The organism is Streptomyces longispororuber (genome assembly GCF_014656095.1).
Classification (GTDB): domain Bacteria; phylum Actinomycetota; class Actinomycetes; order Streptomycetales; family Streptomycetaceae; genus Streptomyces; species Streptomyces longispororuber.
The window spans coordinates 1-21363 of the sequence record NZ_BNBT01000035.1 but is presented as its reverse complement, the minus strand read 5'-3'; the positions used below and the strand labels follow the sequence as shown (position 1 = coordinate 21363).

19 protein-coding genes are annotated in these 21363 nt (G+C 73.1%); 7 read left to right on the top strand and 12 right to left on the bottom strand.

Features of this window, described 5'->3' with window-relative positions:
- Positions 1-395 precede the first annotated feature (395 nt).
- Both IE330_RS14090 and IE330_RS14085 read right to left on the bottom strand, forming a co-directional pair.
- The gene (locus IE330_RS14090) at positions 396-1322 is read right to left on the bottom strand and encodes an RNA polymerase sigma-70 factor (protein WP_190136319.1); all 927 of its coding nucleotides are present in this window, start codon (positions 1320-1322) and stop codon (positions 396-398) included.
- Positions 1323-1477: 155 nt separating this feature from the next.
- A complete protein-coding gene (locus IE330_RS14085; RefSeq protein ID WP_190136318.1) occupies positions 1478-1951 on the bottom strand; it encodes a carboxymuconolactone decarboxylase family protein in 474 nt (157 codons plus the stop codon).
- Between the two features lie 192 nt (positions 1952-2143).
- On the opposite strand from IE330_RS14085, the gene IE330_RS14080 reads away from it, so the two are divergent.
- Positions 2144-2530 carry a DoxX family protein gene (locus IE330_RS14080; protein WP_190136317.1) on the top strand — a complete coding sequence of 129 codons (387 nt, stop codon included), beginning with the start codon at positions 2144-2146 and terminating at the stop codon, positions 2528-2530.
- Here the strand turns inward: IE330_RS14080 and IE330_RS14075 are convergent.
- Positions 2520-3200, bottom strand: coding sequence for a C39 family peptidase (locus IE330_RS14075; protein WP_229925632.1), 681 nt, complete (start codon positions 3198-3200; stop codon positions 2520-2522). The two genes, IE330_RS14080 and IE330_RS14075, sit on opposite strands and share 11 nt — an antisense overlap.
- A 520-nt stretch (positions 3201-3720) precedes the next feature.
- Here IE330_RS14075 and IE330_RS14070 point away from each other — a divergent pair.
- Positions 3721-4425: an MmyB family transcriptional regulator gene (locus IE330_RS14070; protein WP_190136316.1), complete on the top strand. Its 705-nt coding sequence runs from the start codon at positions 3721-3723 to the stop codon at positions 4423-4425.
- Between the two features lie 71 nt (positions 4426-4496).
- On the opposite strand, the gene nudC is transcribed toward IE330_RS14070, so the two are convergent.
- The 4 genes from nudC to IE330_RS14050 form a co-directional block, all read right to left on the bottom strand.
- Entirely contained in the window at positions 4497-5405 is a 909-nt protein-coding gene (gene nudC / locus IE330_RS14065; RefSeq protein WP_190136315.1) for an NAD(+) diphosphatase, read from the bottom strand.
- Positions 5406-5477: 72 nt separating this feature from the next.
- The gene (locus tag IE330_RS14060; protein WP_190136314.1) at positions 5478-6095 is read right to left on the bottom strand and encodes a methylglyoxal synthase; all 618 of its coding nucleotides are present in this window, start codon (positions 6093-6095) and stop codon (positions 5478-5480) included.
- 123 nt (positions 6096-6218) lie between these two features.
- The gene (locus IE330_RS14055) at positions 6219-7313 is read right to left on the bottom strand and encodes an NADH:flavin oxidoreductase/NADH oxidase (protein ID WP_190136313.1); all 1095 of its coding nucleotides are present in this window, start codon (positions 7311-7313) and stop codon (positions 6219-6221) included.
- 51 nt (positions 7314-7364) lie between these two features.
- Complete coding sequence (locus tag IE330_RS14050) at positions 7365-8069, bottom strand: beta-ketoacyl-ACP reductase (RefSeq protein ID WP_229925631.1); 705 nt, start codon at positions 8067-8069, stop codon at positions 7365-7367.
- 180 nt (positions 8070-8249) lie between these two features.
- Between IE330_RS14050 and galE the strand changes: the two genes are divergently transcribed.
- Positions 8250-9236 carry a UDP-glucose 4-epimerase GalE gene (galE, locus tag IE330_RS14045; RefSeq protein WP_190136311.1) on the top strand — a complete coding sequence of 329 codons (987 nt, stop codon included), beginning with the start codon at positions 8250-8252 and terminating at the stop codon, positions 9234-9236.
- Between the two features lie 37 nt (positions 9237-9273).
- Here the strand turns inward: galE and IE330_RS14040 are convergent, their stop codons facing one another.
- The gene (locus tag IE330_RS14040; protein ID WP_190136310.1) at positions 9274-10485 is read right to left on the bottom strand and encodes a pyridoxal phosphate-dependent aminotransferase; all 1212 of its coding nucleotides are present in this window, start codon (positions 10483-10485) and stop codon (positions 9274-9276) included.
- Between the two features lie 65 nt (positions 10486-10550).
- Here IE330_RS14040 and IE330_RS14035 point away from each other — a divergent pair, with 65 nt between their 5' ends.
- Positions 10551-11204, top strand: coding sequence for a winged helix-turn-helix transcriptional regulator (locus IE330_RS14035; protein WP_190136309.1), 654 nt, complete (start codon positions 10551-10553; stop codon positions 11202-11204).
- Positions 11205-11305: 101 nt separating this feature from the next.
- On the opposite strand, the gene IE330_RS14030 is transcribed toward IE330_RS14035, so the two are convergent.
- Entirely contained in the window at positions 11306-12070 is a 765-nt protein-coding gene (locus IE330_RS14030) for a hypothetical protein (RefSeq protein ID WP_190136308.1), read from the bottom strand.
- Entirely contained in the window at positions 12070-13356 is a 1287-nt protein-coding gene (locus tag IE330_RS14025; RefSeq protein WP_190136307.1) for a VWA domain-containing protein, read from the bottom strand. The genes IE330_RS14030 and IE330_RS14025 overlap by 1 nt, the downstream gene beginning before the upstream one ends.
- 71 nt (positions 13357-13427) lie before the next feature.
- On the opposite strand from IE330_RS14025, the gene IE330_RS14020 reads away from it, so the two are divergent.
- Positions 13428-14342 carry a HipA family kinase gene (locus IE330_RS14020; protein WP_190136306.1) on the top strand — a complete coding sequence of 305 codons (915 nt, stop codon included), beginning with the start codon at positions 13428-13430 and terminating at the stop codon, positions 14340-14342.
- 324 nt (positions 14343-14666) lie between these two features.
- Positions 14667-18254, top strand: a complete 3588-nt coding sequence (locus IE330_RS14015) for a WD40 repeat domain-containing protein (protein WP_190136305.1) — start codon at positions 14667-14669, stop codon at positions 18252-18254.
- 57 nt (positions 18255-18311) lie between these two features.
- Here the strand turns inward: IE330_RS14015 and aceB are convergent, their stop codons facing one another.
- The gene (gene aceB, locus IE330_RS14010; protein ID WP_190136304.1) at positions 18312-19934 is read right to left on the bottom strand and encodes a malate synthase A; all 1623 of its coding nucleotides are present in this window, start codon (positions 19932-19934) and stop codon (positions 18312-18314) included.
- A 258-nt stretch (positions 19935-20192) separates the two neighbouring features.
- Positions 20193-20846, bottom strand: coding sequence for a nucleotidyltransferase family protein (locus tag IE330_RS14005; protein ID WP_190136303.1), 654 nt, complete (start codon positions 20844-20846; stop codon positions 20193-20195).
- Positions 20847-20960: 114 nt separating this feature from the next.
- On the opposite strand from IE330_RS14005, the gene IE330_RS14000 reads away from it, so the two are divergent.
- Entirely contained in the window at positions 20961-21272 is a 312-nt protein-coding gene (locus IE330_RS14000; protein ID WP_190136302.1) for a DUF5955 family protein, read from the top strand.
- Positions 21273-21363 lie beyond the last annotated feature (91 nt).

The following is a 21363-nucleotide window of genomic DNA, read 5'->3' as shown; positions in this document are numbered from 1 at the left end:
CGAGGGCGACACCGGTGGAGGGGCCTCGGTACTTGGCGATGGTGCGCAGCCCTGGGCGTTCAGCAAGAGCCGTGTACGCACTGTGGAAAAGGAGGAGGACGACATGATGACACTCTGCGCAGCCGGACGTGGTGGTGGACCTGAGTTGCCCGTGTGGGGTGAAGTCCTCGTCCTGGTCGTGTTTGTCATTCTCTGTGTGGCCATGGCGACGAAACTCATACGTCAGCGCGGGAAGTGAGCGACAGGGGGCGCCGGCAGGAATGCCGCCCCCGCGGGGACGGCGTGCCTGACGCGTCGCGCGGCCCAACCCGACTGCCCGACCTCCGCCCCGCCGGGCAGGTGGTCCGCCGGCCCGCGGTCGCCGGTGCCCGGGCCGGGCCAGGCCTGGTTTGGGGTCACTTCGCCTCGCGGCGGGCCCGTTTTACCTCGCGGTCGATCGCCCACGCGTCGGCGACCGGGCCGAGGTGGCTGAGTTTGTCGGGGTTGATGACCGAGCGGATGGTCTGGATCTGGCCGTCGAGCACGTCGAGGGCCAGCGCGAGCAGGACCTTGCCGTCCCGGTCGCGGAAGATCGCGCCGGGCTGGCCGTTGACCTCGTGCGGCTCGAACGTCACCTCGATCCGGGCCATCAGCGGGAAGACGGAGGCCAGCAGCCGGGCCACGTTCTCGGCGCCGACGACGGCCCTGGCCAGTTGCGGAGCCCTGCCGCCGCCGTCCCCGACCATCGACACGTCGGCGGCGAGCAGCTCCCGCAGCGCGGCCACGTCGCCCTCGCGGAGGGCGTCGAAGAACCGCGTCGCCAGCTCGTCGCGCTCCTCGCGGTCCGCCGCGAACCGCGGCCGCCCCGCCTCCATGTGCCGCCGCGCCCGCACCAGCAACTGCCGGCACGCCGCCTCCGAACGCCCCACCGCCGAGGCGATGTCGTCGTACCCGAAGCCGAAGACCTCCCGCAGCACGAACACCGACCGCTCCAGCGGACTGAGCCGCTCCAGCAGCAGCAGCGCCGCCATCGACACCGAATCGGCCAGCTCCGCCGAGCGCGCCGGGTCCTGGTACGGATCGCTGAGCAGCGGCTCGGGGAACCACGGACCCACGTACTCCTCCCGCCGCACCCGCGCGGAGCGCAGTACGTCGATCGCGATCCGGGTCACCGTGGTGGAGAGGAACGCCTTGACCGACGTGGGAACGGTGGGCGAGCCGTCGAAGCGCAGCCACGTCTCCTGCACCGCGTCCTCGGCCTCGGCCACGCTGCCCAGGATGCGGTAGGCGATCGAGAACAACAGGGGCCGCAGCTCCTCGAATTGCTCGACCTTCTTGGTCACGTCCCATCTCCCTTGCGTTGCCTGCCCGGCGGCAGTTCCCGACGCGGGCGCGTTCCGGTCCGGTGGTCTCGCGGGTCGTCAGCCGTGCTGCGGGATGCCCGACGTCCCGCGCCCGGGGCCTGTGACGATGCCCCGGGCGGGTGCTGCACGGTGCCTCAGTGGAACTGCCCGACCTCGTAGTCGCCGCCCTGCTGACGGGCGATGACGTTCATCCGCGTCGCCAGGTTCATGAAGCAGACCAGGAGCACCAGGGCGGTGAGCTGCTCCTCGTCGTAGTGGGCCGCGGCGCGCTCCCACACCTCGTCACTCACCCCGCCGGCCGCGTCCGCGACCCGCGTCCCCTGCTCCGCCAGCTCCAGCGCGGCACGCTCGGCCTCGGTGAAGACGTTGGCCTCCCGCCACGCCGCGACCAGGTTCAGGCGCACCGCGGTCTCGCCGGCCGCGGCGGCCTCCTTGGTGTGCATGTCGATACAGACGGCGCAGCCGTTGATCTGGCTCACGCGCAGGGCCACCAGCTCCTGCGTCGCGGCGGGCAGGGCCGACTCCTTGAGCGTCCTGCCCGCCGACATCAGGTGCTTGAGGGCCCTTCCGGCCGTCGGGTCGGCGAAGTAGTTCAGTCGCGCGTCCATGGTGTGCTCCTCCGTGCTGGTCGGTGCTGGTCGGTGGCTCCACACCCGGGACGAGGCAGCCCGACGGCCTGTGACACGAGGGTGTGTGATCCACGCCACCCCCGGCTCCCGGCCCGGCCGTGTCACAGGCCATGGCGCCGTCTCGTCCCCGAGGGCAGCGGACAACGCCCGATCGACCTCAAGGAACTGCTGATGGACCTCGCACTCTGGATCGTCGCCGGACTGATGGCCGTCATCTGCCTGACCGGCAGCGCGAAGATGGTCGTGCCCAGGGAGAAGCTGGCCGGCATGGGAGGCACCGCCACCCAGTGGGTCGAGGACTTCCACCCCGGTGCCCTCAAGGCCATCGGCGCCGTCGAACTGCTCGCCGCGGCGGGCCTCATCCTGCCCGCCGCGCTCGGCGTCGCCCCCGTACTGGTGCCGCTGACCGCCACCGGACTGGTGCTGCTGTTCGCCGGCGCGCTGACCATGCGCCTGCGCCGGGGCGAGAGGGCGACGACCGCGGGCGACGTGGTCTACCTCGCCCTGGCCCTGTTCCTGGCGTGGGGCCGCTTCGGGCCCGAGCCCTTCACCGGCTGACCGGTCCCGCGCCCAGAACGACACCCCGTCCGGCGTAGAAGTCGACGAAGCGTGCCCACGGCACCTGGGCGTACTGCTGCGAACTCCCGGCGAAACCGGAGGGATTGTGTATCACCAAGGAGTCCGCGGTGGCCCCGACCGCGAGGACCAGGTGGCCGCCCGGCTGTGGCGGAGTGGACTGCGGCCGGCGGATGGAGGGGTGGACCGACACCATCGCGAGCTGCCCTCGGGCGAGGACCGAGGGGATCTCGTCGACCGCCAACCGGGGGCGCACCTCGGCGGTCAGGCCGAACCGCTCCTCGACCCAGGAGGCGAACGGCGCGTAGACGAGTCCGTGCAAGCCCTCGTCATGTTTGACGTAGCCTCCCGCCGCCGTGCACTCGGCCGCCAGCTCCATCGCGGAGGGCGCCGTGTGCCCGAAGTGCTCCAGCGCCATCCGCAGACAGGCCATGCCGCACAGCCGCCAGGACCACCACTCGTACTCCTCCGGGCTTTCGGCCCCGTAGGCCGCCCAGGCCGGGTCCTCTCTCGCGGAGATCCTCCCCGTCACGATGTCTTCCACGAGCTGGGGGGAAGCCCATTGGGCGTGGTAGGGGACCGGATTCATGATGTGCACCGCGTCATGCCCGGCACGGTCGCTCGCCATGGTCGTGCTCGCCACGTCGTCCATTCGGCGGAGCCTATCCGGCGCACCAGGCCACGCCCGTCGGAGGTGGGCACCCTCCCTCGTCGCGGTGCCGGGCCCTGGGCCCCGCACTCCTGGCCGTGGGTGCCAGGGCATCACCCAGCCCGCCGTGACCACTCCGGTCCGGGCGATGGAGGGGCCCGGCCTGGCCGAGCGGCGGGACAAGGCAGGCCGAGAACAGCGGAGTCCGCGGTCAACGGGGCTTTTGCGCGGGCGAGTTGCGGCGTCCTTATCCGGTGGGCCGGTATCTTATCTGTCGCGGTAGCGCCTTCGTCTGATCGGTAGCAGAGTTGAAACAACTCAGTGAATTAATGGATACGTGGCGATTGGTACCCTTGGCCGTTCAAGCAAGGCCAACGGGGAAATATCTGTGACAATTCAACCAAGCTCGCCGGACCATCTCTCCACGCTGGTGAAGGGGTGGCGCAGGCGCCTCACGCGGGATCAGGTCCCGGAACTGAGGAGGGGCCACCAGGGCAGGTCAAGGTTGGTCAGCCAGGAGGACATGGCTCAGCTCACCGGTGTGAGCTGCGTCTGGTACGGGAAGTTCGAGCGTGGCGGGGCGGCGCAGTATTCGGAGGAGTTCCTGAACCGTGTCTCCTGCGCCCTGAGGCTGAATGACGCGGAACGAAAACTATTGTTCCTGCACGCTGTCGGCTGGGAGCCGACAAGCCCGGTGAACTGCCAGGACATCGGCCTCACCGAAGGTGTCCGGCGCCTGCTCGAACTCCAGCCGTGGCCCGCCTACATATCCGACGCCGCCTGGGACGTCATTCACCATAACCGCGCCTTCAGTGAATGGTTCCCCGACGGGGCCGCCGGTCGGAACATCGCCGAAGAGGTGTTCGCCGACGATGCCGACCGACGGATACGCCTCTGCGACTGGGAGCGTGACTGGGCCGGGCCGACGCTGGCCCAGATGCGGCTGGCACAGGCCCGCCATCCCGAGAACGCCCGTCTGGGCGCGGTTGTCGAAGGGATTCTCGCGACCAGCGCGTGCGCACGCCGGCTGTGGCGTGAGCACCGGGTCGTCGAGCACGCGCACGGCGACCGGCGCAGGGTGCTCCTGCCGGGCCAGGAGACGGCGACGACCATCGAGATCGCCATGACCTCCCCGCTGGGCAACGGGGAGCTCCGGCTGGTCTCGCTCGTGCCGGTGCAGCCGTCCGAAGACGCGAGGTACGTGCAGCCGTCCGAAGGCGCGAGGTAGCGGAACGGCGTCGACCGGTGCCGCCCCGTGGGCCGGGGCGACACCGGTCGGTGAGGCGGTACCCCGCATGGTCACCAGGAGGGGGTCTGCGGGAGCGGTTCGCCGTACCACTGTTCGATCATCACGCGGGCGATCGACACGCGGGACGGCAGCGCCACCACGCCCTCGACCATCGCCTCCCGCAGACGCGCCCGGGAGAACCAGCGTGCCTGGGCGATCTCCTCGCCGTCCACCGCGATCGCCGGGTTCGCGGCCGAGGCGAAGAAGCCGAGCATCAGACTCGCGGGGAACGGCCACGCCTGGCTCCCGGCGTAGCGGACGGAGTCCGCCCGGACGCCCACTTCCTCCAGCACCTCACGGCGGACCGCCTGCTCCAGTGACTCGCCGGGGTCCACGAACCCCGCCAGGACCGACCAGCGTCCCTCCTGCCACGCCGCGTTGCGGGCCAGCAGGCAGCGGTCCTCGGTGTCGGTGACCAGCATGATCACCGCCGGGTCCGTGCGCGGGAAGTGCTCCGTCCGGCAGGACGGACAGCGCCTCATGTGCCCGCCGAAGGCGACGTCGGTGGCGTGCGCGCACCGAGGGCAGAAGGGGTGGCTCCGGTGCCAGGCGTCCAGAGCGACGGCGTGGACCAGCAGCCCGACGTCCCGGGGCGACAGAAGCGTCCCGGTCTCACGGAGCCCGGCCTCGCGTGTGCCCAGGGTCCGGTAGGGCCTCAGGCTGGGCACCGAGACGGCGAAGTAGTCCACCCCCGCGGTGTCCGAGCCGAGGAAGTACCGCGTCCCGTCGGGCGCCGACGAGGCCGGCAGCAGGACGACCTCCAACTGCCCGGCCCCGTCCTCGGCCACCAGCGTGTGGTCCTGGGCCACCAGGACCACACGGGTGCTGCTCCGCAGCCATGCCGCGCTCAGCCAGGCCTCGTCCGTGCGGTGCTCCCCGGCGCGGTCCACCGCGGCCCGGGACAGGGCCGGCTCCGGCATCTCGGTGGTGACGTACCCAGTGGACCCAGTGGACCCAGTGGACCCAGTGGACCCAGTGGACAAGGACATCGCTCACCTCTCGGAAGGGACGGTGGGGGTCCGGCCGGAGCCGTGCACGCCCCGGGCGCCACGTCGCGGAACCGACGGGGACGCGGACGTGTCGGTCCACCGGGAGGCCGGGGACCGCCGCGCCGCTGCCGGTGCGGCCGAGGGCCGTGAGGCGGTCGCGGGGCTTGCCGCCGGGGTCCGTCGGTGGGCGGTGTCGGTCCGCACCGACGGCGTCCGCCGGTGGCCGCCGACGGCCTCGGGCCCCTGCGGCCGGCCGGCTGTGGAAAGTGACCGCAGGACGTGGTCGGCACTGGCCGGGTTCAGTGCCATCGGAACGTCCTGGAGGACCGCCAGCCGCATCAGCGCCTGGACATCGGGGCTGTGCGGATGCAGTCCCATCGGGTCCCAGAAGAAGATCATCAGATCCACCCGGTGATCGACGATCATGGCGCCGATCTGCTGGTCCCCGCCGAGCGGACCGCTGGCCACCTGCTCGACGGCCAGGCCGAACCGCTCGGCCAGCAAGGCGCCGGTGGACTCGGTCGCCACCAGCTCGTGCCGGGCGAGTTCGCCGTACTGACGGCCCACCCAGTCGACCATCGTCGTCTTCATGCCGTCATGGGCGATCAGCGCGATGCGCATGTCACTCTCCCCCGTAGTGAAGTCGGCGCTGTGCGCCGCGACCGTGTCCCTGTGCGGTGTCCTCGCGGCCCGGGCACGTGGTCGCCGTGTTCGTCATTCCTCCGCCTGCTCCGGCGCCCACCGCTAGACCGCGTAGCCGTACGCGTCGGGCCAGTTGGGCTCGTCGCCGAGCTTGGCCGCGGCGTACTGCGGCCAGTACGGGTTGCGCAGCAGTTCCCGGCCGAGCAGGACGACATCGGCCCTGCCCTGCTCCAGGATCTCCTCGGCCTGCCACGGCTCGGTGATCTTGCCGACCGCGCCGACCCGCATCGACGTCTCGCTGCGTACCTGCTCCGCCAGCGGAACCTGGTAGCCGGGGCCGACCGGAATCCGGGCGTCCGGGGCGATGCCGCCGGTGGACACGTCGAGCAGGTCGACGCCGTGCTCCATCAGCCGGCCCGCCAGCCGTACGGTGTCCTCCCCGGTCCAGCCCTCACGGGCGTCCCGGGTGTCCTCGCTCAGCCAGTCGGTGGCCGAGGTGCGGAAGAACATCGGGAGGTCGTCCGGCCAGACCTCGCCCACCGCGTCTACGATCTCCAGGGCGAGCCGGATGCGGTTCTCGAAGGAGCCGCCGTAGGCGTCCGTCCGCTTGTTGCTGTACGGGGAGAGGAACGAGTTGATCAGGAAGCCGTGTGCCCCGTGCACCTCGACGGCCTGGAAACCGGCCCGCAGCGCCCGCCTGGCGGCGCTCGCGAAGTCCTGGACGACGCCCGCGATCTCACGGACCGTCAGTTCCGTCGGCGTCGGATAGTCGCCGAACGGTACCGCGCTCGGCCCCACCGTCTGCCAGCCGCCGTCGGCCGGGGCGACCGGCTTCCCGCCGCGGAAGGGCGCCGCCGTCGACGCCTTGCGCCCGGCATGGGCCAGTTGGATCGCCGGCACGGTGCCGTGCTCCAGCAGGGAGTCGTTGATCTTCCGGAACGCCTCCTGCTGGCGGTCGTTCCACAGCCCGAGGCAGCCGGGAGTGATCCGGCCCTCCGGGTTGACCGCGGTGGCCTCTACCAGGATCAGGCCGACCCCGCCCACCGCGCGGGTGGTCAGGTGCGTGGCGTGCCAGTCGTGGGGCACGCCCAGTTCGGGACCGCTGTGGGCCGCCGAGTACTGGCACATGGGTGCCATCCACACACGGTTGGGGATGGTCAGGTTGCGAAGACGGATGGGCTCGAAGAGCTTGCTCATGGAGGAGTTCCTTGGGGTGTGCTGGAGATCGGGACGTGGCCGGTCCGGGGTTCAGTGCCCCATGCCGAGGCCGCCGTCGACGGGAATGACCGCGCCGGTGATGTAGGCGGCCTCCGGTGAGGCGATGAACCGTACGACCGGGGCGATCTCACCCGGCTCCGCCATCCGCCGCAGCGGGACGTTCGCGCAGATCTCGTCCCTGCGCTCCGGGGAGAGCACGGCTGTCATGTCTGTCGCCACGATGCCCGGTGACACGATGTTCACCGTGATGCCACGGCTGCCCAACTCCCGTGCCAGGGAACGGCCGAAGCCGATGAGGCCCGCTTTGGCCGCCGCGTAGTTGCACTGGCCCGCCTCTCCCGAGAGGCCGACCACGGACGAGATCAGCACGATCCGTCCGGACCTGAGCCGCAGCATCCCGCGGGTGGCGCGCTTGACGACCCGGAAGACTCCGCCGAGGTTGGTCTCCAGGACGGCACCGAAGTCCTCTTCGGTCATCCTGAGCAGCAGGCCGTCCCGGGTGATCCCGGCATTGGCCACCACCACCTCGACCGGCCCGTGCTCCGCCTCCACCTCGGTGAAGGCGCGTTCCACGTCCGCCGCCGAGGTCACATCGCAGCGGACTCCGAAGAGGCCCTCCGGCGGCTCGCCCGAGCGGTAGGTGACGGCGACCCGGTCACCGGCCGCGGCGAGTTCCCGGGCGATCGACAGCCCGATTCCGCGATTGCCGCCGGTGATGAGAACTGAACGTCCCACAGCTTTCTCCTTGCTGTCGCGCACGGCAGCCATCCATCCAGATGGCTCCCCCGCCGGCGCCGACAGGTCAGAGAGTAGAAACAAAGGGGCACAACTCGCACTTTCGGAAGTCCTGGTTGCTCACGTCCCCTGATAGAAGTTCATCCGAATTACTACACGCACGACCAAAGGAACGGTGCAATGAAGTTCTGGCTCGTCGCAGGCGGCGCCGGCTACATCGGCGGACACGTCGTGAAGGCGATGCACGACGCCGGGGAGCGCGTGCTGGTGGTGGACGATCTCTCCACCGGAGCCCGGTCCAACGTGCCCGCGGGAGTTCCCCTCGTCGTCGCCGACGTCCGCGACGAGCGGGCTCTGGACGGCCTTTTCCGGGAATACCGGGTGGAAGGCGTCGTCAACCTGGTCGCCCGGACCCAGGTCGGTGAATCCGTCGAACGCCCCTTGGCGCACTACCACCAGAACGTCGAGGGTTTCCGCGTCCTGCTGTCCGCGATGAACACCGCCGGCGTGCGGAAGCTGGTGTACTCCTCCAGCGCTTCCGTCTACGGGATGCCGGACGTGGACCTGGTCACCGAGGAGACCCCGTGCGCGCCGATGAGCCCGTACGGCCAGACCAAGCTCATCGGTGAGTGGCTCGGCATGGCGGCCCATGAGGCGTACGGCGTGGACGTGATCAACCTGCGCTACTTCAACGTCGCCGGTGCCGCCGCCCCGGCGATGGCCGACAAGCGCGTGCTGAACCTCGTCCCCATGGTCTTCGAGAAACTCACCGCCGGTGAGGCGCCCCGCATATTCGGCGACGACTACGCCACGCCGGACGGCACCTGCGTACGCGACTACATCCACGTCGCCGACATCGCCTCCGCGCACGTGGCCGCCGCCCGCCACCTGCGCGTGCACGAGGGGGTGGCCCACACCTTCAACGTGGGCCGCGGCGAGGGCCTTTCGGTGCGGGAGCTGATCGAGGTCATCGCCACGGTGACCGGGCACGGGACCGAGCCGGTCGTGACCGCCCGGCGCCCGGGAGACCCGGCGAAGGTCGTCGCGGACGCCACTCCCATCCAGCGGCACCTGGGCTGGACCGCCCGCTACAGCGTGACCGACATGGTCTCCTCCGCCTGGGAGGGCTGGTGCCTGCGTCACCCCGAGGCACGCAGGGCCGGCTGAGTGGTCGCCGGGCCACGGGCGCCGACCGGCTGCCGCGCTACTGGCGGTAGCCGCTCAGGAAGCGGCCGATGCGGCTGATCGCCGCGTCCAGGTCGTCGGCGTACGGGAGGGTGAGGATGCGGAAGTGGTCCGGGTGCGGCCAGTTGAAGCCGGTGCCCTGCACGACCTGGATCTTCTCCTGGAGGAGGAGGTCGAGCACGAACTTCTCGTCGTCGTGGATGGCGTGCACCGTGGGGTCCAGGCGCGCGAAGGCGTACAGCGCGCCCTTCGGCTTCACGCACGACACCCCGGGGATCTCGTTGAGCTTCTGCCAGGCGCGGTCGCGCTGCTCGCGCAGCCGGCCGCCGGGCGCGGTCAGCTCGTGGATGGACTGGCGGCCGCCGAGCGCGGCCTGGATGGCGTACTGGGCGGGCGCGTTGGCGCACAGCCGCATGGAGGCCAGCATCGTCAGGCCCTCCAGATAGTCCTTCGCGTGCTGCTTCGGGCCGGTCACCACCAGCCAGCCGGAGCGGAAGCCCGCCACCCGGTACGTCTTCGACAGGCCGCAGAAGGTCAGCACCACCAGGTCGGGGGCGAGGGCGGCGACGCCGTGGTGCACCGCGTCGTCGTACAGGATCTGGTCGTAGATCTCGTCGGCGAACACCATCAGGCCGTGGCGGCGCGCCAGGTCGAGCATGCCCTCCAGGACCTCGCGCGGGTACACCGCGCCCGTCGGGTTGTTCGGGTTGATGATGACCAGGGCCTTGGTACGGTCCGTGATCTTCGAGGCCAGGTCGTCGAGGTCGGGGTACCAGTCCGCCTGTTCGTCGCACAGGTAGTGCACGGCCCTGCCCCCGGAGAGGGTGGTCACGGCCGTCCAGAGGGGGAAGTCCGGAGCGGGGATGAGGACTTCGTCGCCGTCCTCCAGGAGCGCCTGTACGGCCATCGTGACCAGCTCGGACACGCCGTTGCCGAGGAAGACGTCGTCCACGGAGAGGTCCTCGACGCCGAGTGCCTCGTAGCGCTGCACCACCGCGCGGCGCGCGGACAGGACACCGCGCGAGTCGGTGTAGCCGTGCGCGCGGGGCAGCATCCGGATCATGTCCTGGACGATCTCCTCGGGCGCCTCGAAGCCGAACAGCGCGGGGTTCCCGGTGTTCAGGCGCAGCACGCTGTGGCCCGCCTCCTCCAGGGCGTTGGCGTGCTCGATGACCGGGCCCCGGATCTCGTAACAGACCTCGCTGAGCTTGCTGGACTGCCGGAACTCCATGCGTGTGCCTCCCGTGGCGAGCGATACTTGGTTTTACCAAGCTGGAGCTTGGAAAGTCCAACATCATGTCTAGACTGCGGCGTATGCCACCTCGACCGCGCCGTAGTTACGACCAGTTCTGCGCCGCCGCCCGCGCCCTCGACGCCGTCGGTGACCGCTGGACCCTGCTGATCGTCCGCGAACTGCTCGTCGGTCCGCGCCGCTACACCGATCTGCACGCCGATCTGCCGGGAGTGAGCACCGACGTACTCGCCTCCCGGCTGAAGGACATGGAGCAGGCGGGCCTCACGACGCGCCGCCGCCTGCCGCCGCCCGCCTCCGCGTACGTCTACGAGCTCACCGCGCGGGGCCGCGAGCTGCTGCCCGTGCTGCGGGCGCTCGCCGCGTGGGGCGCCCCCGGGCTCGCCGAGCGCCGGCCCACCGACGCGGTCCGGGCCCACTGGTTCGCGCTGCCGCTGCTGGATGCCGTGTCCCCGGAGGCGGGTCTGGTGGAAGTGCGCCTGGAGGAGGGGGAGTTCCATGTGCGGATCGGGGAGGACGGGAGCGTCTCGTACGGGGACGGGGCCGCGCCCGGTGAGCCGGACGCGCGGGTGACGCTGGACGCGGGGACGGCGGTCGAGCTGGGGCGCGGGGTTCTGAGTGTGGCCGAGGGGGTGCGGGCCGGGCGGGTGGCCGTGACGGGGGAGGGGGCCTTGGCCAAGGCGTTGCGGGGAGGGTAGGGGTGGGCCGGGGCCTCGCGGGGGCGCCCCAGGCCCGCCCCTTCCCGAAACCAGGGAGCCCTGCCCCCTGGACCCCCGTTCATCGCGCTGCGCGCTCGTCCTCAAACGCCGGACGGGCTGTTTCCTGCTGACGTGGCCCTGCCCGTGCCGCGTGTCAGGGTGTAACCCCCGACGCCCGCCAGCGCCGCCAGGACGCCGCCGATGCCCGTCCACACCCAGCGGTCCGTCCACCAGCCCGAGGACCAGCCGTCCTCGGGCTCGGAGTCGGAGCCGGGGCGGGTGCCCGGCACCAGGGGGGCGCCCAGGGTGCCGTCCACCGCCGCCGCGCCGCCGACGTCCTTCGACGTGGCCTTGACCTCGGCGGTGACCGGCTGGCCCAGGTCGGCGGTGCGCAGGCCCGTCGCCGTCAGGCGCACGTAGTACGTGCCCGGCAGCGGGTCGTTGGCCCACGGCTCCGACCAGGCGCGCACTGTGCGCAGCGTGCAGGCCAGCTCGACCGAGGACGCGGTGCCCGCCGTCCGCGCCTGCATGCCGTACCTGCAGGCCTGGCGGCGGCGCAGGCCGTCGTACACGTCGATCCGCCACGTCGCGCCGGTGCCGCGCGCCGACTCGGGCAGCTTCACGGTCGCCTCGACCCGGGGGCGCTGCCCGGCGTCCGCCGGGAAGGACCAGTAGAGGTAGTCGCCCGTCGACGCGGTCGCCGTGCCCTTCTGCCCCTGGTCGATCGGCGTCGCCGTACGGAAGGACGTCCCCGCATCGGTGCGGCCCTTGTCGTCGTCACCCGGCGCGGCGAACGCCGCGCCCGAGCCGAGCAGCGTGGTGAGGCCGAGCAGCCCGGCCGTCGCCCACAGTCGCTTCGTACGCATCAGTTCGTCCTCCAGACGGCGACCCGCCAGCGCGAGATCCAGCCCCACAGCAGACCGCCCACGAAACCGGTGAGCACCAGCGCGCCCAGCAGCCACCAGCCGCGCCCGAGACCGAACGCGGCCACGTCGGAGGAGCCGTCCGGCGCGTCCACGACGTCCACGGCCAGCTCGACCGGCAGACCCGGCTTGCCCTTCGCGGAGGCACCGGAGGCCGCCGCGGAGAAGGAGTGCGACACCTGGAGGCAGACGGTCTCCTTCTCGGTCTCGTCGGAGTCGGAGTCGGAGTCGTCCGGCTTGGGGTAGCGCAGGCCCGTGGAGAGGACGTCCGTGCGGCCGTCACCCGCCTCCGAGCCGCGCACGATCTCCCGGTCGTGCTTGGTGACGGCCCGGAGGAGGACGCCGTAGTCGTTGTTCACGGCCCGGTCGGCCGCGACGCTCACCGAGGCGCGCAGCTCCTCGCCCGGCGCGACGTCCACGCGGTACCAGCGGTGCTGCCCGAACCCCGCGCGGTCGCTGTACAGGCCCGGCTTCAGCTCGGGGGCGGCGTCGCACCGGTCGGCGCCCTCGACGGCCACGGGGTTGACGACCGGGTCGGCCGCGCGGTCCACGAGCTGGCCGACGCGGTCGGTGAGTTCGTCGGTGTGGCGGATGGACGTGTACGTGCCGCCCGTGGCCTCGGCGATGCAGCTCAGTTGGGCGCGCATCTTGGTGTTGGGGACCAGGCCGAGGGTGTCGACGGTGAGGTTGACGCCCTTGGCGGCGATCTCCCGCGCCACCTCGCACGGGTCGAGCGGCTGGCAGGTGTCCTCGCCGTCGCTGATGAGGACGATGCGGCGCGAGCCCTCGCCGCCCTCCAGGTCGTCGGCGGCCTTCAGCAGGGCCGGGCCGATCGGCGTGAAGCCGGTGGGCGAGAGCGTGGCCACCGCGGTCTTCGCGTCCCGCCGGTCGAGCGGGCCCACGGGGTAGAGCTGCTCGGTGTCCTTGCAGCCGGTCTTGCGGTCGTCGCCGCGGTAGGTGGCGCCGAGCGTGCGGATGCCGAGCTCGACGTCCTCGGGGGTGGCGTCGAGCACCTCGTTGAACGCCTGCTTCGCCGCGGCCATGCGGCTCTTGCCGTCGATGTCGCGGGCCCGCATCGAGCCGCTCACGTCGAGGACGAGCTCGACCTTGGGCTTGGCGCCGCCGTCGTCCGGTTCGTCGGCCGCGTACGCGGCGGTGGGCGCGAGCCCCGTGCTCAGGGCCGCGAACAGGGCACAGACGCCCGCCGCGAGCCGTTTTCTGGTGATCATCAGCGGATCCTATGGATCAAGGTCGGTCCGCTCCAAAAAACCCGTTGCGGTGCCCGGTTAGGGTGGCTGGTGTGCTGCGAGAAGTGACCGCCGTCCGGTACCTGGAACCCCTGCGGACCGGCGGCTCCGTGCCGGGGGTCGTCGAGGCCGACGACCTCGGGACGTACGTGCTGAAGTTCACGGGCTCCGCCCAGGGCCGCAAGGCGCTGGTCGCCGAGGTCGTCGTCGGCGAGCTGGCCCGCCGCCTCGGCCTGCGCGTGCCCGAGCTGGTCCTCGCGCACTTCGACCCGGCCGTCGGCGCGCACGAGCCCCACCAGGAGGTCCAGGACCTGCTGCGCCGCAGCGCGGGTCTGAACCTGGGCATGGACTACCTCCCCGGCGCGCGTGACGTCACCCCCGACACCGAGCTGGACGTGGACCCCGTGGAGGCCGGCGAGATCGTCTGGCTCGACGCCCTCACCGCCAACGTCGACCGCACCGTGCACAGCTCCAACCTCATGGTGTGGCCCACCTTCGGCGTCCACGAGCCGAAGCTGTGGCTCATCGACCACGGCGCCGCCCTGGTCTTCCACCACCGCTGGGACGCCGCCTCCGTCCTCGACACCGCCGAGAAGGCCTACGACGTCCGCCACCACGCGCTCGGGCGCTACGGCCCCGACGTGCGGAGGGCCGACGCGAAGCTCGCGCCGCTCGTCACGGAGGACCTCCTGCGCGAGATCACCGCGGAGGTCCCCGACGCCTGGCTCGCCGACGAGCCCGGCTTCGACGGCCCCGACGAGCTGCGCGCCGCCTACGTCACGTACCTGGCCGCCCGCGCCCGCGCCTCCGCGGCCTGGCTGCCCACCGACTTCCCCTCCCGCGCCGAGCTCGACGCCGAGGCCGAGCGGCGCGCCCGCGCCACGGAGGCGGCCCGCCCCGCCTGGCTGAAGAGGGTGCCGAACCTGCACGGCAAGCCGGACCCGCGCCCGGCGAAGCGGTACCCGTGACGGCCACCGGCACCGCCGGGGCGTGTGCGCGCGGCGGCCGCGGGGGACCGTAAGGGCGGGGGAGCGCGCGCGGCGGGCCTCCCGGTGCCGGACGCGGGGGAAGGGGCACGCGGATGACGACGCCCGAGCGGGCGGGGGCAACCACCGCGCCCCGCAGGCCGCCGGACCCGGCCCCGTCCGAGGACCGTGGCGGCGACGGTGCCGCGGGACCCGAGGCAGCCCGGAGCCCCACGGCGAGCCGTCCGGGGCAGCCCGAGGGGGCACGGCGGTGACCGCGCCGCGCAGGCCGCCGCCGGACCCGGCCCCGTCCGGGGGAACCCGGCGATGACCGCGCCCCGCAGGATGCCCCTCGACCTGACCGCGCTGCTCGTCGGCGTGGCCCTCGGCTTCGGCACGAACCTCGTCACGGCGGACCCCGCCGGGTGGTGGGGGCCGCTGCCGCTGGTCGAGCGGTACGCCCCGCTCTGGCTGCCGCTCGGGATCGCCGCGCTCGTCGTGGCGGAGCTGGTGCGGCGCCGGGTCGAGCGGCGCCGCGTCACCTGGACCGGGAGCGGCAACCCGTACCCGGGCCTCGAGGCGTACGGGCCGGACCGGGCGGAGGTGTTCTTCGGCCGCCGCACGGCGACGGACGAGACCGTGGACCGGGTGGCCCACGGCCGCGCCGCCGGGGAGCGCTGGATCACCGTCGTCGGCCCCTCCGGCAGCGGCAAGTCGTCCCTCCTCGCCGCGGGCGTCCTGCCCCGGCTCCGCCGCGGGCACACGGTGCTCGGGCCGCTGCGCCCGGGCGCAGCGCGGCTCACCGCCCTCGCCCGCGCCCTGTTCGCGGGCGCGACGCCCGGCCGGGACGAGGTGGGGCGGCTCGCCGACGACCTGCGCGAGGAGGCGGCGGCCCTCGCGGCCGCGCCGGACGGGCGCCGCCCCACCGTCCTGGCCGCCGCCCTGCTGGCGGCCCAGGACCGCGGGAGCCGCGTCGTCCTGGCCGTGGACCAGGTGGAGGAGGTCTTCCGCAGGGTGCCCGAGGAGGAGCGCGCCCCCTTCCTCGGCCTGCTGCGGTCGGCGCTGCGCACCCTGCCCCAGTTCCACGTCCTCGCCGCGCTGCCCACCGAGTACCTGCGGGACGCGGCCACGGGCCCGTACGCGGACCTCTTCCGCGCCCGGGTGCTGCTCCCGCCGCTGGGGGTGGCCGAGACCCGCGCGGTGATCGCCGGACCCGCCAGGGCGGCCGGGGTGGACATCGACGCGGAGGTGGTGGAGATCCTCACCGCGGAGGCCACCGCGGGCAACACCCTGCCGCTGCTCGGCCAGTTGCTGCGCGACCTCTACGACGCGGCGGCCCCCGGCGCCGGCATCGGCCGCGAACTCCTGGAGAGCGGCGGGCCGTTGGCCGAGTCCATCGGGCGCCACGCGGAAGCCGTGTACGGACGCCTCGTCGCACGGCACCCCGCGGAGACGGTCGACGCGGTCCTGCTCGCCTTCGTCTCCTGGGACGAACGCGGCCGCACCCGGCGGCTCGTGGCCGCCGACGCCCTGGACGGGCCGCGGCGGGAGATCGCCGAGGAGCTCCGCGAGGCCCGGCTCCTCACCGGCACCGAAGCCGGTGACGCCCTCGACTTCGTCCACGAGGCCCTGCTGCGGAACTGGCCGCGCCTGCGCGACCTCGTCGCCCGCCACGAGGAGGCCCTGCGCCTGGTCACCGACCTCGAACGCCGGGCCGCGACCTGGCGGGCGCAGGGCGAGCCCCCGGACGACCTGCTGCGCGGCAGCCGCCTCGCCCAGGCCGCTGACCTGACGGCCGCACACGACGTGTCGGCGGCGGTCCGCGACCTGGTCGCCGCCTCCCGGGAGCGGGAGCGGCGGGAGGCCGGCGACCGGGCGGACGCCCTGGCCGCGGCGGCCCAGCAGGTGTACGCGGCCAGGGAGGAACCGGCCCTCGCGCTCGCCCTGGCCGCGACCGCCGTGCGCGAGGTCGCCGCCACACCGGCCTCCGTGCTGACGCTCTGGGCCGCCCTCCGGCCGCCCGCGGCGGAGCGCCTCGCCCTGGGGCACGCCGGAAGGATCCTCGCGCTCGGCTGGGACCCGGCGTCCGGGCTGCTGCGGACCCTCGGCGAGGACGGTCAGCTCGCCACCTGGACGGCCGGGGGCGACCCCGTCGGCCAGGAGGACGTGGGGCTCGGCCCGCTGACGGCCGCCGGTCTCGGCGGCGGCGCGGCGTACTGGGCGGCGGCCCGGCCGCCGGGGCCGGTGGCGGTGCGCCGGTTCGACCGGGCCGATCCCGTGGCGACCACCGACGCCTTCGGGCCGAACGCCGTGGCGGTCTCCCGCGACGGCCGGTGGGTCGCGGCCTCCTTCACCGCCTCCGGTGTCACGGTCGTGGACCTCGACGGGGCCGACGACGCCCCGGCCGCCCGGCGGACCCTGGAGGCGCAGGGCGCGAGCGGCCTGCGGTGGTCCCCGGACGCCACCCACCTGCTGGTCATCGAGTACGACACCCTGCGCGTGGTGCGCACGGCGGACGCGGCGACGCTGTGGACGCTCTCCCCGTACGACAGCCCCAGGCTGCTCCGGGAGACCTGCGTCGACTGGTCGCCCGACGGCGGGAAGGCCGCGGTGGGGGCCGGACAGCTCCTCCGCGTCGTGTCCGCCGGGGACGGGCGGACCGTCGCGGAGCGCGGAACGTCCGGGGCGGTCCTCGCGCTCTCCTGGTCCCCCGACGGCCGGTTCCTCGCCGTCGCCGAGGAGGGGTGGGCGACCGTCGCCCGCATCGCGGTGTACGAGGCCTCTTCGCCGGACCTGGCGGAGCACCGCGAGATCGTGCCCGACGGACGCGTCGAGGCACTCGCCTGGAGTGGTGACGCCACGCGGCTCGCCTGGGCGTCCGGCGCCGACGCCCACGTCCGCGAGATGGCCACCGGGCGGGAACGCGCCCTCGCCACCGGGACGTTGAACGACGTCTCCTGGAACGGCGACCGCGTGGCCGCCACCGCGCGGGGCTCCGGCACCGTACGGGTCGTGCGTACGGGAGCCGCGCCGGAACCCGTACGGGTCATGGCGGCACAGGACCCCCGGCCGGCCACGGTGGCCTGGCAGCCCGGCGGCGACCTGCTCGCCGTCGCGTTCAAGGACAGGGTCGAACTCTGGGACGCGGTGCTCAGGACCCGCGCCGCCCGGATGACCCCGGACTCCACCGTGCCCGCGCTCTGCGCGTGGTCCCCGGACGGCACGGCCCTGGCCACGCTGGGCCGGGACTTCTGGCAGGAGCGGGCGCCTCGGGTCGAGGTGTGGGACCCCGCGACGGGGCGGCGCGCCGCGGTCATGGACAGCGGCCCCCGGCTGAGCGGCGTCCTGGCGTGGCACCCCGAGGGCACCGCGCTCGCCGGTGCCGAGGACGACGGGCGGCTGACCGTCTGGGACCCCGCCACGGGGGCGCGGACGGGGGACTTCCGCACGGCCGCCGGAGCGGTGTGCGCGCTGTGCTGGTCACCGGACGGCCGGGCGCTCGCCCTGCTCGGCCAGGACTGCCACGTCAGCGTGTACGACGCCGCCTCCGGGGCCGCACTGGTCCGCACCGTGCGCGGCGGCGACGGCAGCAGGCGCCTGGCCTGGTCGCCCGACGGCCGTCACCTGGCCAGTACCGGTATCCGCCGGGTGCGGTTCTGGCTCGCCGCCACGGGGGAGTGCCTGGCCGTGGGGCTGATGGACGCCGTGGTGGCGCTCGACGCCCGCTGGCTGGACGACCGCCGCTTCGCGGTGACCGGCGAGGACCACGTCCGGTACACGTGGACGCTGCCCGGGCGGACCGACGCGGCCGCGGGCGCGGCCCTGCTGGAAGCCGCCGCGGCCGCCGGCGAACCCCCGCGTGCCCTGACCGCCGAGGAGCGCAGGCGGTTCGGCCTGCCGGCGGCCGGGCCCTGAGGACGCGCCCGCCCCCGGCGCCGTACGGCACCGGGGGCGGGGCGGTTCCGCGCGGGCTCAGCGCAGCCGCTCGTACGCCGGCAGGGTGAGGAAGTCCGCGTAGTCCGCGTCCAGGGAGACCTGCAGGAGCAGGTCGTGGGCCTCCTGCCACTTGCCCGCGGCGAAGGCCTCCTCGCCGATCTCGGCGCGGATCGCGGCCAGTTCGGCGGCGGCGACCTCACGGGCGAGGTCGGCGGTGGCGGCCTCGCCGTTGTCGAAGACGACGCCCGCGTTGATCCACTGCCAGATCTGGGAGCGGGAGATCTCGGCGGTCGCCGCGTCCTCCATCAGGTTGAAGATGGCGACCGCGCCGAGGCCGCGCAGCCAGGCCTCGATGTAGCGGATGCCGACCTGCACCGCGTTGACCAGGCCGGCGTACGTGGGCTTCGCGTCCAGGGAGTCGATGGCGATCAGGTCGCCGGCGGCGACGCTCACGTCCTCGCGCAGCCGGTCCTTCTGGTGCGGCTTGTCGCCGAGGACCTTGTCGAAGGACTCCATGGCGATGGGCACGAGGTCGGGGTGGGCGACCCAGGAGCCGTCGAAGCCGTCCCCGGCCTCGCGGTCCTTGTCGTTCTTGACCTTCTCGAAGGCGACCTTGTTGACCTCGGCGTCCTTGCGGGACGGGATGAACGCCGCCATGCCGCCGATGGCGTGCGCGCCGCGCTTGTGGCAGGTGCGCACGAGCAGTTCGGTGTAGGCGCGCATGAACGGGGCGGTCATCGTCACGGCGTTGCGGTCCGGCAGCACGAACTTCTGCCCGCCGTCACGGAAGTTCTTGACGATGGAGAACAGGTAGTCCCAGCGGCCCGCGTTCAGCCCCGAGGCGTGGTCGCGCAGCTCGTAGAGGATCTCCTCCATCTCGTACGCGGCCGTGATCGTCTCGATGAGGACGGTGGCGCGGACGGAGCCCTGCGGGACGCCCACGTGGTCCTGCGCGAAGACGAAGATCTCGTTCCAGAGGCGGGCCTCCAGGTGCGACTCCGTCTTCGGCAGGTAGAAGTACGGGCCCTTGCCGAGGTCGAGCAGGCGGCGGGCGTTGTGGAAGAAGTACAGGCCGAAGTCGACGAGGGCGCCGGGCACGGGGCGGCCGTCGGCGTCCGTCAGGTGCCGCTCGTCCAGATGCCAGCCGCGCGGCCGCATCACGACCGTGGCCAGCTCGTCGGGGGCCTTCAAGGCGTACGACTTGCCGGTGCGCTCGTCCGTGAAGTCGATGCGGCGCTCGTAGGCGTCGATGAGGTTGAGCTGGCCGAGGACGACGTTCTCCCAGGTGGGGGCGGAGGCGTCCTCGAAGTCGGCGAGCCAGACCTTCGCGCCGGAGTTGAGCGCGTTGATGGTCATCTTGCGGTCGGTGGGGCCGGTGATCTCCACGCGCCGGTCGTTCAGGGCGGCCGGGGCGGGCGCCACCGTCCAGGAGTCGTCGGCGCGGATCGCGGCGGTCTCCGGCAGGAAGTCCAGGCTGGAGGTGCGGGCTATCTCGGCGCGGCGCTCCGCGCGGCGGGTGAGGAGCTCGTCGCGGCGGGGCGTGAACCGGCGGTGCAGCTCGGCCACGAAGGCGAGGGCCGCGTCGGTGAGGACCTCTTCCTGCCGGGGCAGGGGCTCGGCGTCGACGATGGCCAGCGGGGACGGCGCTGGTGCGGACATGAGCTGTCACTTCCTTCAGCGAGCGGGCGGCCCCGCGGCACGGCACCGAGTGCCGTGGCGCCTGAATGCGGCTGCGGGCGCCGTCTGGGGTGTCGGGCGCTTCTGAGCAGTGGATACTAGTTTCCTCATGGTGGAAGTTCAATGTTTTGTTGATGTCGAGATTCTCTTCGTCGACACAACGCGGCTCGGAGTGCCACCGCCGTCACTCCCAGTGGAACAGGGCGCCGCCGCGGTGGCCAGGGTGGCGCCGCGCGCGGCTCACTCCAGCCGCTCCAGGTCCGGCACCGTGTCGATGTCGTACGGCTCGGCGACGTCCCCGCACTCCACGAGCGCCACCGCGCCCGCGTGCTCCCGCAGGTAGGCGCGAGCCCCCTGGTCCCCCGTGGCGGCCGCCGCGACGCCGTCCCAGTGGTCCGCGCCGAACAGCACCGGATGGCCGCGCTCGCCGTCGTACGCGGCGGCGGCCAGCGTGGCGGGCGAGCGGTACGCGGCCAGCAGCCGGGCCACGGCCGGCGCCCCGACGCCCGGCTGGTCGACGAGGGTGACCAGGGCGGCCCGCGCGCCGGTGCCCGCCAGCGAGGCGAGCCCGGCGCGCAGCGAACCGCCCATGCCCTCCCGCCACGCCGGGTTGTCCACGAGGACGCACCCCGGCAGCGCGGCCTGTTCCCGTACGACGTCTGCGGTGGCCCCGAGCACGACGTGCACGCGCGTGCAGCCGCCCTCGCGCAGGGCCCGCGCGGCCCGCTCCACGAACAGCTCGCCGCGGTGTTCGAGCAGCGCCTTCGGACACCCGCCGAGGCGCCGCCCGCCGCCCGCGGCGAGCAGCAGCCCGGCGACCTCGCCGGGGGAGGCGGAGGCGGCTCGGAGGGCGTCCGGGGTCGTGCCGGGGTGCGGCGGAAAGGATTCAGTCATGACCCTTGCTTACCGCATGGGTTCTGGGGACCCTGTTCCGGCCGGGCATGGCCGAAAGGTGCGGCTGCCGCACGACGTGGTGCGAGGACGAGGGGGAGAGCTGTGTTGCGGAGCATGGGGCGGAGCGCGGGGCACAGAGCGGTGCCGGACGGGTACGAGGATCCCCGGGTCACGGAGCTGCGGTCGGCGGTGTCCCGCTTACGGCGCGAACTCGCCGCCCACCCCGGGGAGTTCCCCGACCGCGCGATCGCCGAGGACGAACTGGCGGCGCTCGCCACGATGGCGGCGACGGGCGCGCCGGAGCCGCGGCGGTTGCGGCGGTCGCTGTTACTGGTGGCGGGGTCGATCGGGTCGGTGAGCGCGTTGGCGCGTGCGCTGGCCGGGGTGAGGGCCGCGGTGGAATCCTTCCACGGCAGGCGGGGCTGAGCCCTGGGCCCGGTCGGTTGATCGGCCTGGCGGCCTCGTCCTCAAACGCCGGACGGGCTAGGGGATAGCCCGTCCGGCGTTTGAGGACGAG

Coding starts and splice junctions, on each gene's coding strand:
- IE330_RS14085 (WP_190136318.1), bottom strand. CDS start 1,951: ATGGACGCGCGACTGAACTACTTCGCCGACCCGACGGCCGGAAGGGCC.
- IE330_RS14080 (WP_190136317.1), top strand. CDS start 2,144: ATGGACCTCGCACTCTGGATCGTCGCCGGACTGATGGCCGTCATCTGC.
- IE330_RS14075 (WP_229925632.1), bottom strand. CDS start 3,200: ATGGACGACGTGGCGAGCACGACCATGGCGAGCGACCGTGCCGGGCAT.
- IE330_RS14070 (WP_190136316.1), top strand. CDS start 3,721: ATGGCTCAGCTCACCGGTGTGAGCTGCGTCTGGTACGGGAAGTTCGAG.
- nudC (WP_190136315.1), bottom strand. CDS start 5,405: ATGCCGGAGCCGGCCCTGTCCCGGGCCGCGGTGGACCGCGCCGGGGAG.
- IE330_RS14060 (WP_190136314.1), bottom strand. CDS start 6,095: ATGCGCATCGCGCTGATCGCCCATGACGGCATGAAGACGACGATGGTC.
- IE330_RS14055 (WP_190136313.1), bottom strand. CDS start 7,313: ATGAGCAAGCTCTTCGAGCCCATCCGTCTTCGCAACCTGACCATCCCC.
- galE (WP_190136311.1), top strand. CDS start 8,250: ATGAAGTTCTGGCTCGTCGCAGGCGGCGCCGGCTACATCGGCGGACAC.
- IE330_RS14040 (WP_190136310.1), bottom strand. CDS start 10,485: ATGGAGTTCCGGCAGTCCAGCAAGCTCAGCGAGGTCTGTTACGAGATC.
- IE330_RS14035 (WP_190136309.1), top strand. CDS start 10,551: ATGTCTAGACTGCGGCGTATGCCACCTCGACCGCGCCGTAGTTACGAC.
- IE330_RS14030 (WP_190136308.1), bottom strand. CDS start 12,070: ATGCGTACGAAGCGACTGTGGGCGACGGCCGGGCTGCTCGGCCTCACC.
- IE330_RS14025 (WP_190136307.1), bottom strand. CDS start 13,356: ATGATCACCAGAAAACGGCTCGCGGCGGGCGTCTGTGCCCTGTTCGCG.
- IE330_RS14015 (WP_190136305.1), top strand. CDS start 14,667: ATGACCGCGCCCCGCAGGATGCCCCTCGACCTGACCGCGCTGCTCGTC.
- aceB (WP_190136304.1), bottom strand. CDS start 19,934: ATGTCCGCACCAGCGCCGTCCCCGCTGGCCATCGTCGACGCCGAGCCC.
- IE330_RS14005 (WP_190136303.1), bottom strand. CDS start 20,846: ATGACTGAATCCTTTCCGCCGCACCCCGGCACGACCCCGGACGCCCTC.
- IE330_RS14000 (WP_190136302.1), top strand. CDS start 20,961: ATGGGGCGGAGCGCGGGGCACAGAGCGGTGCCGGACGGGTACGAGGAT.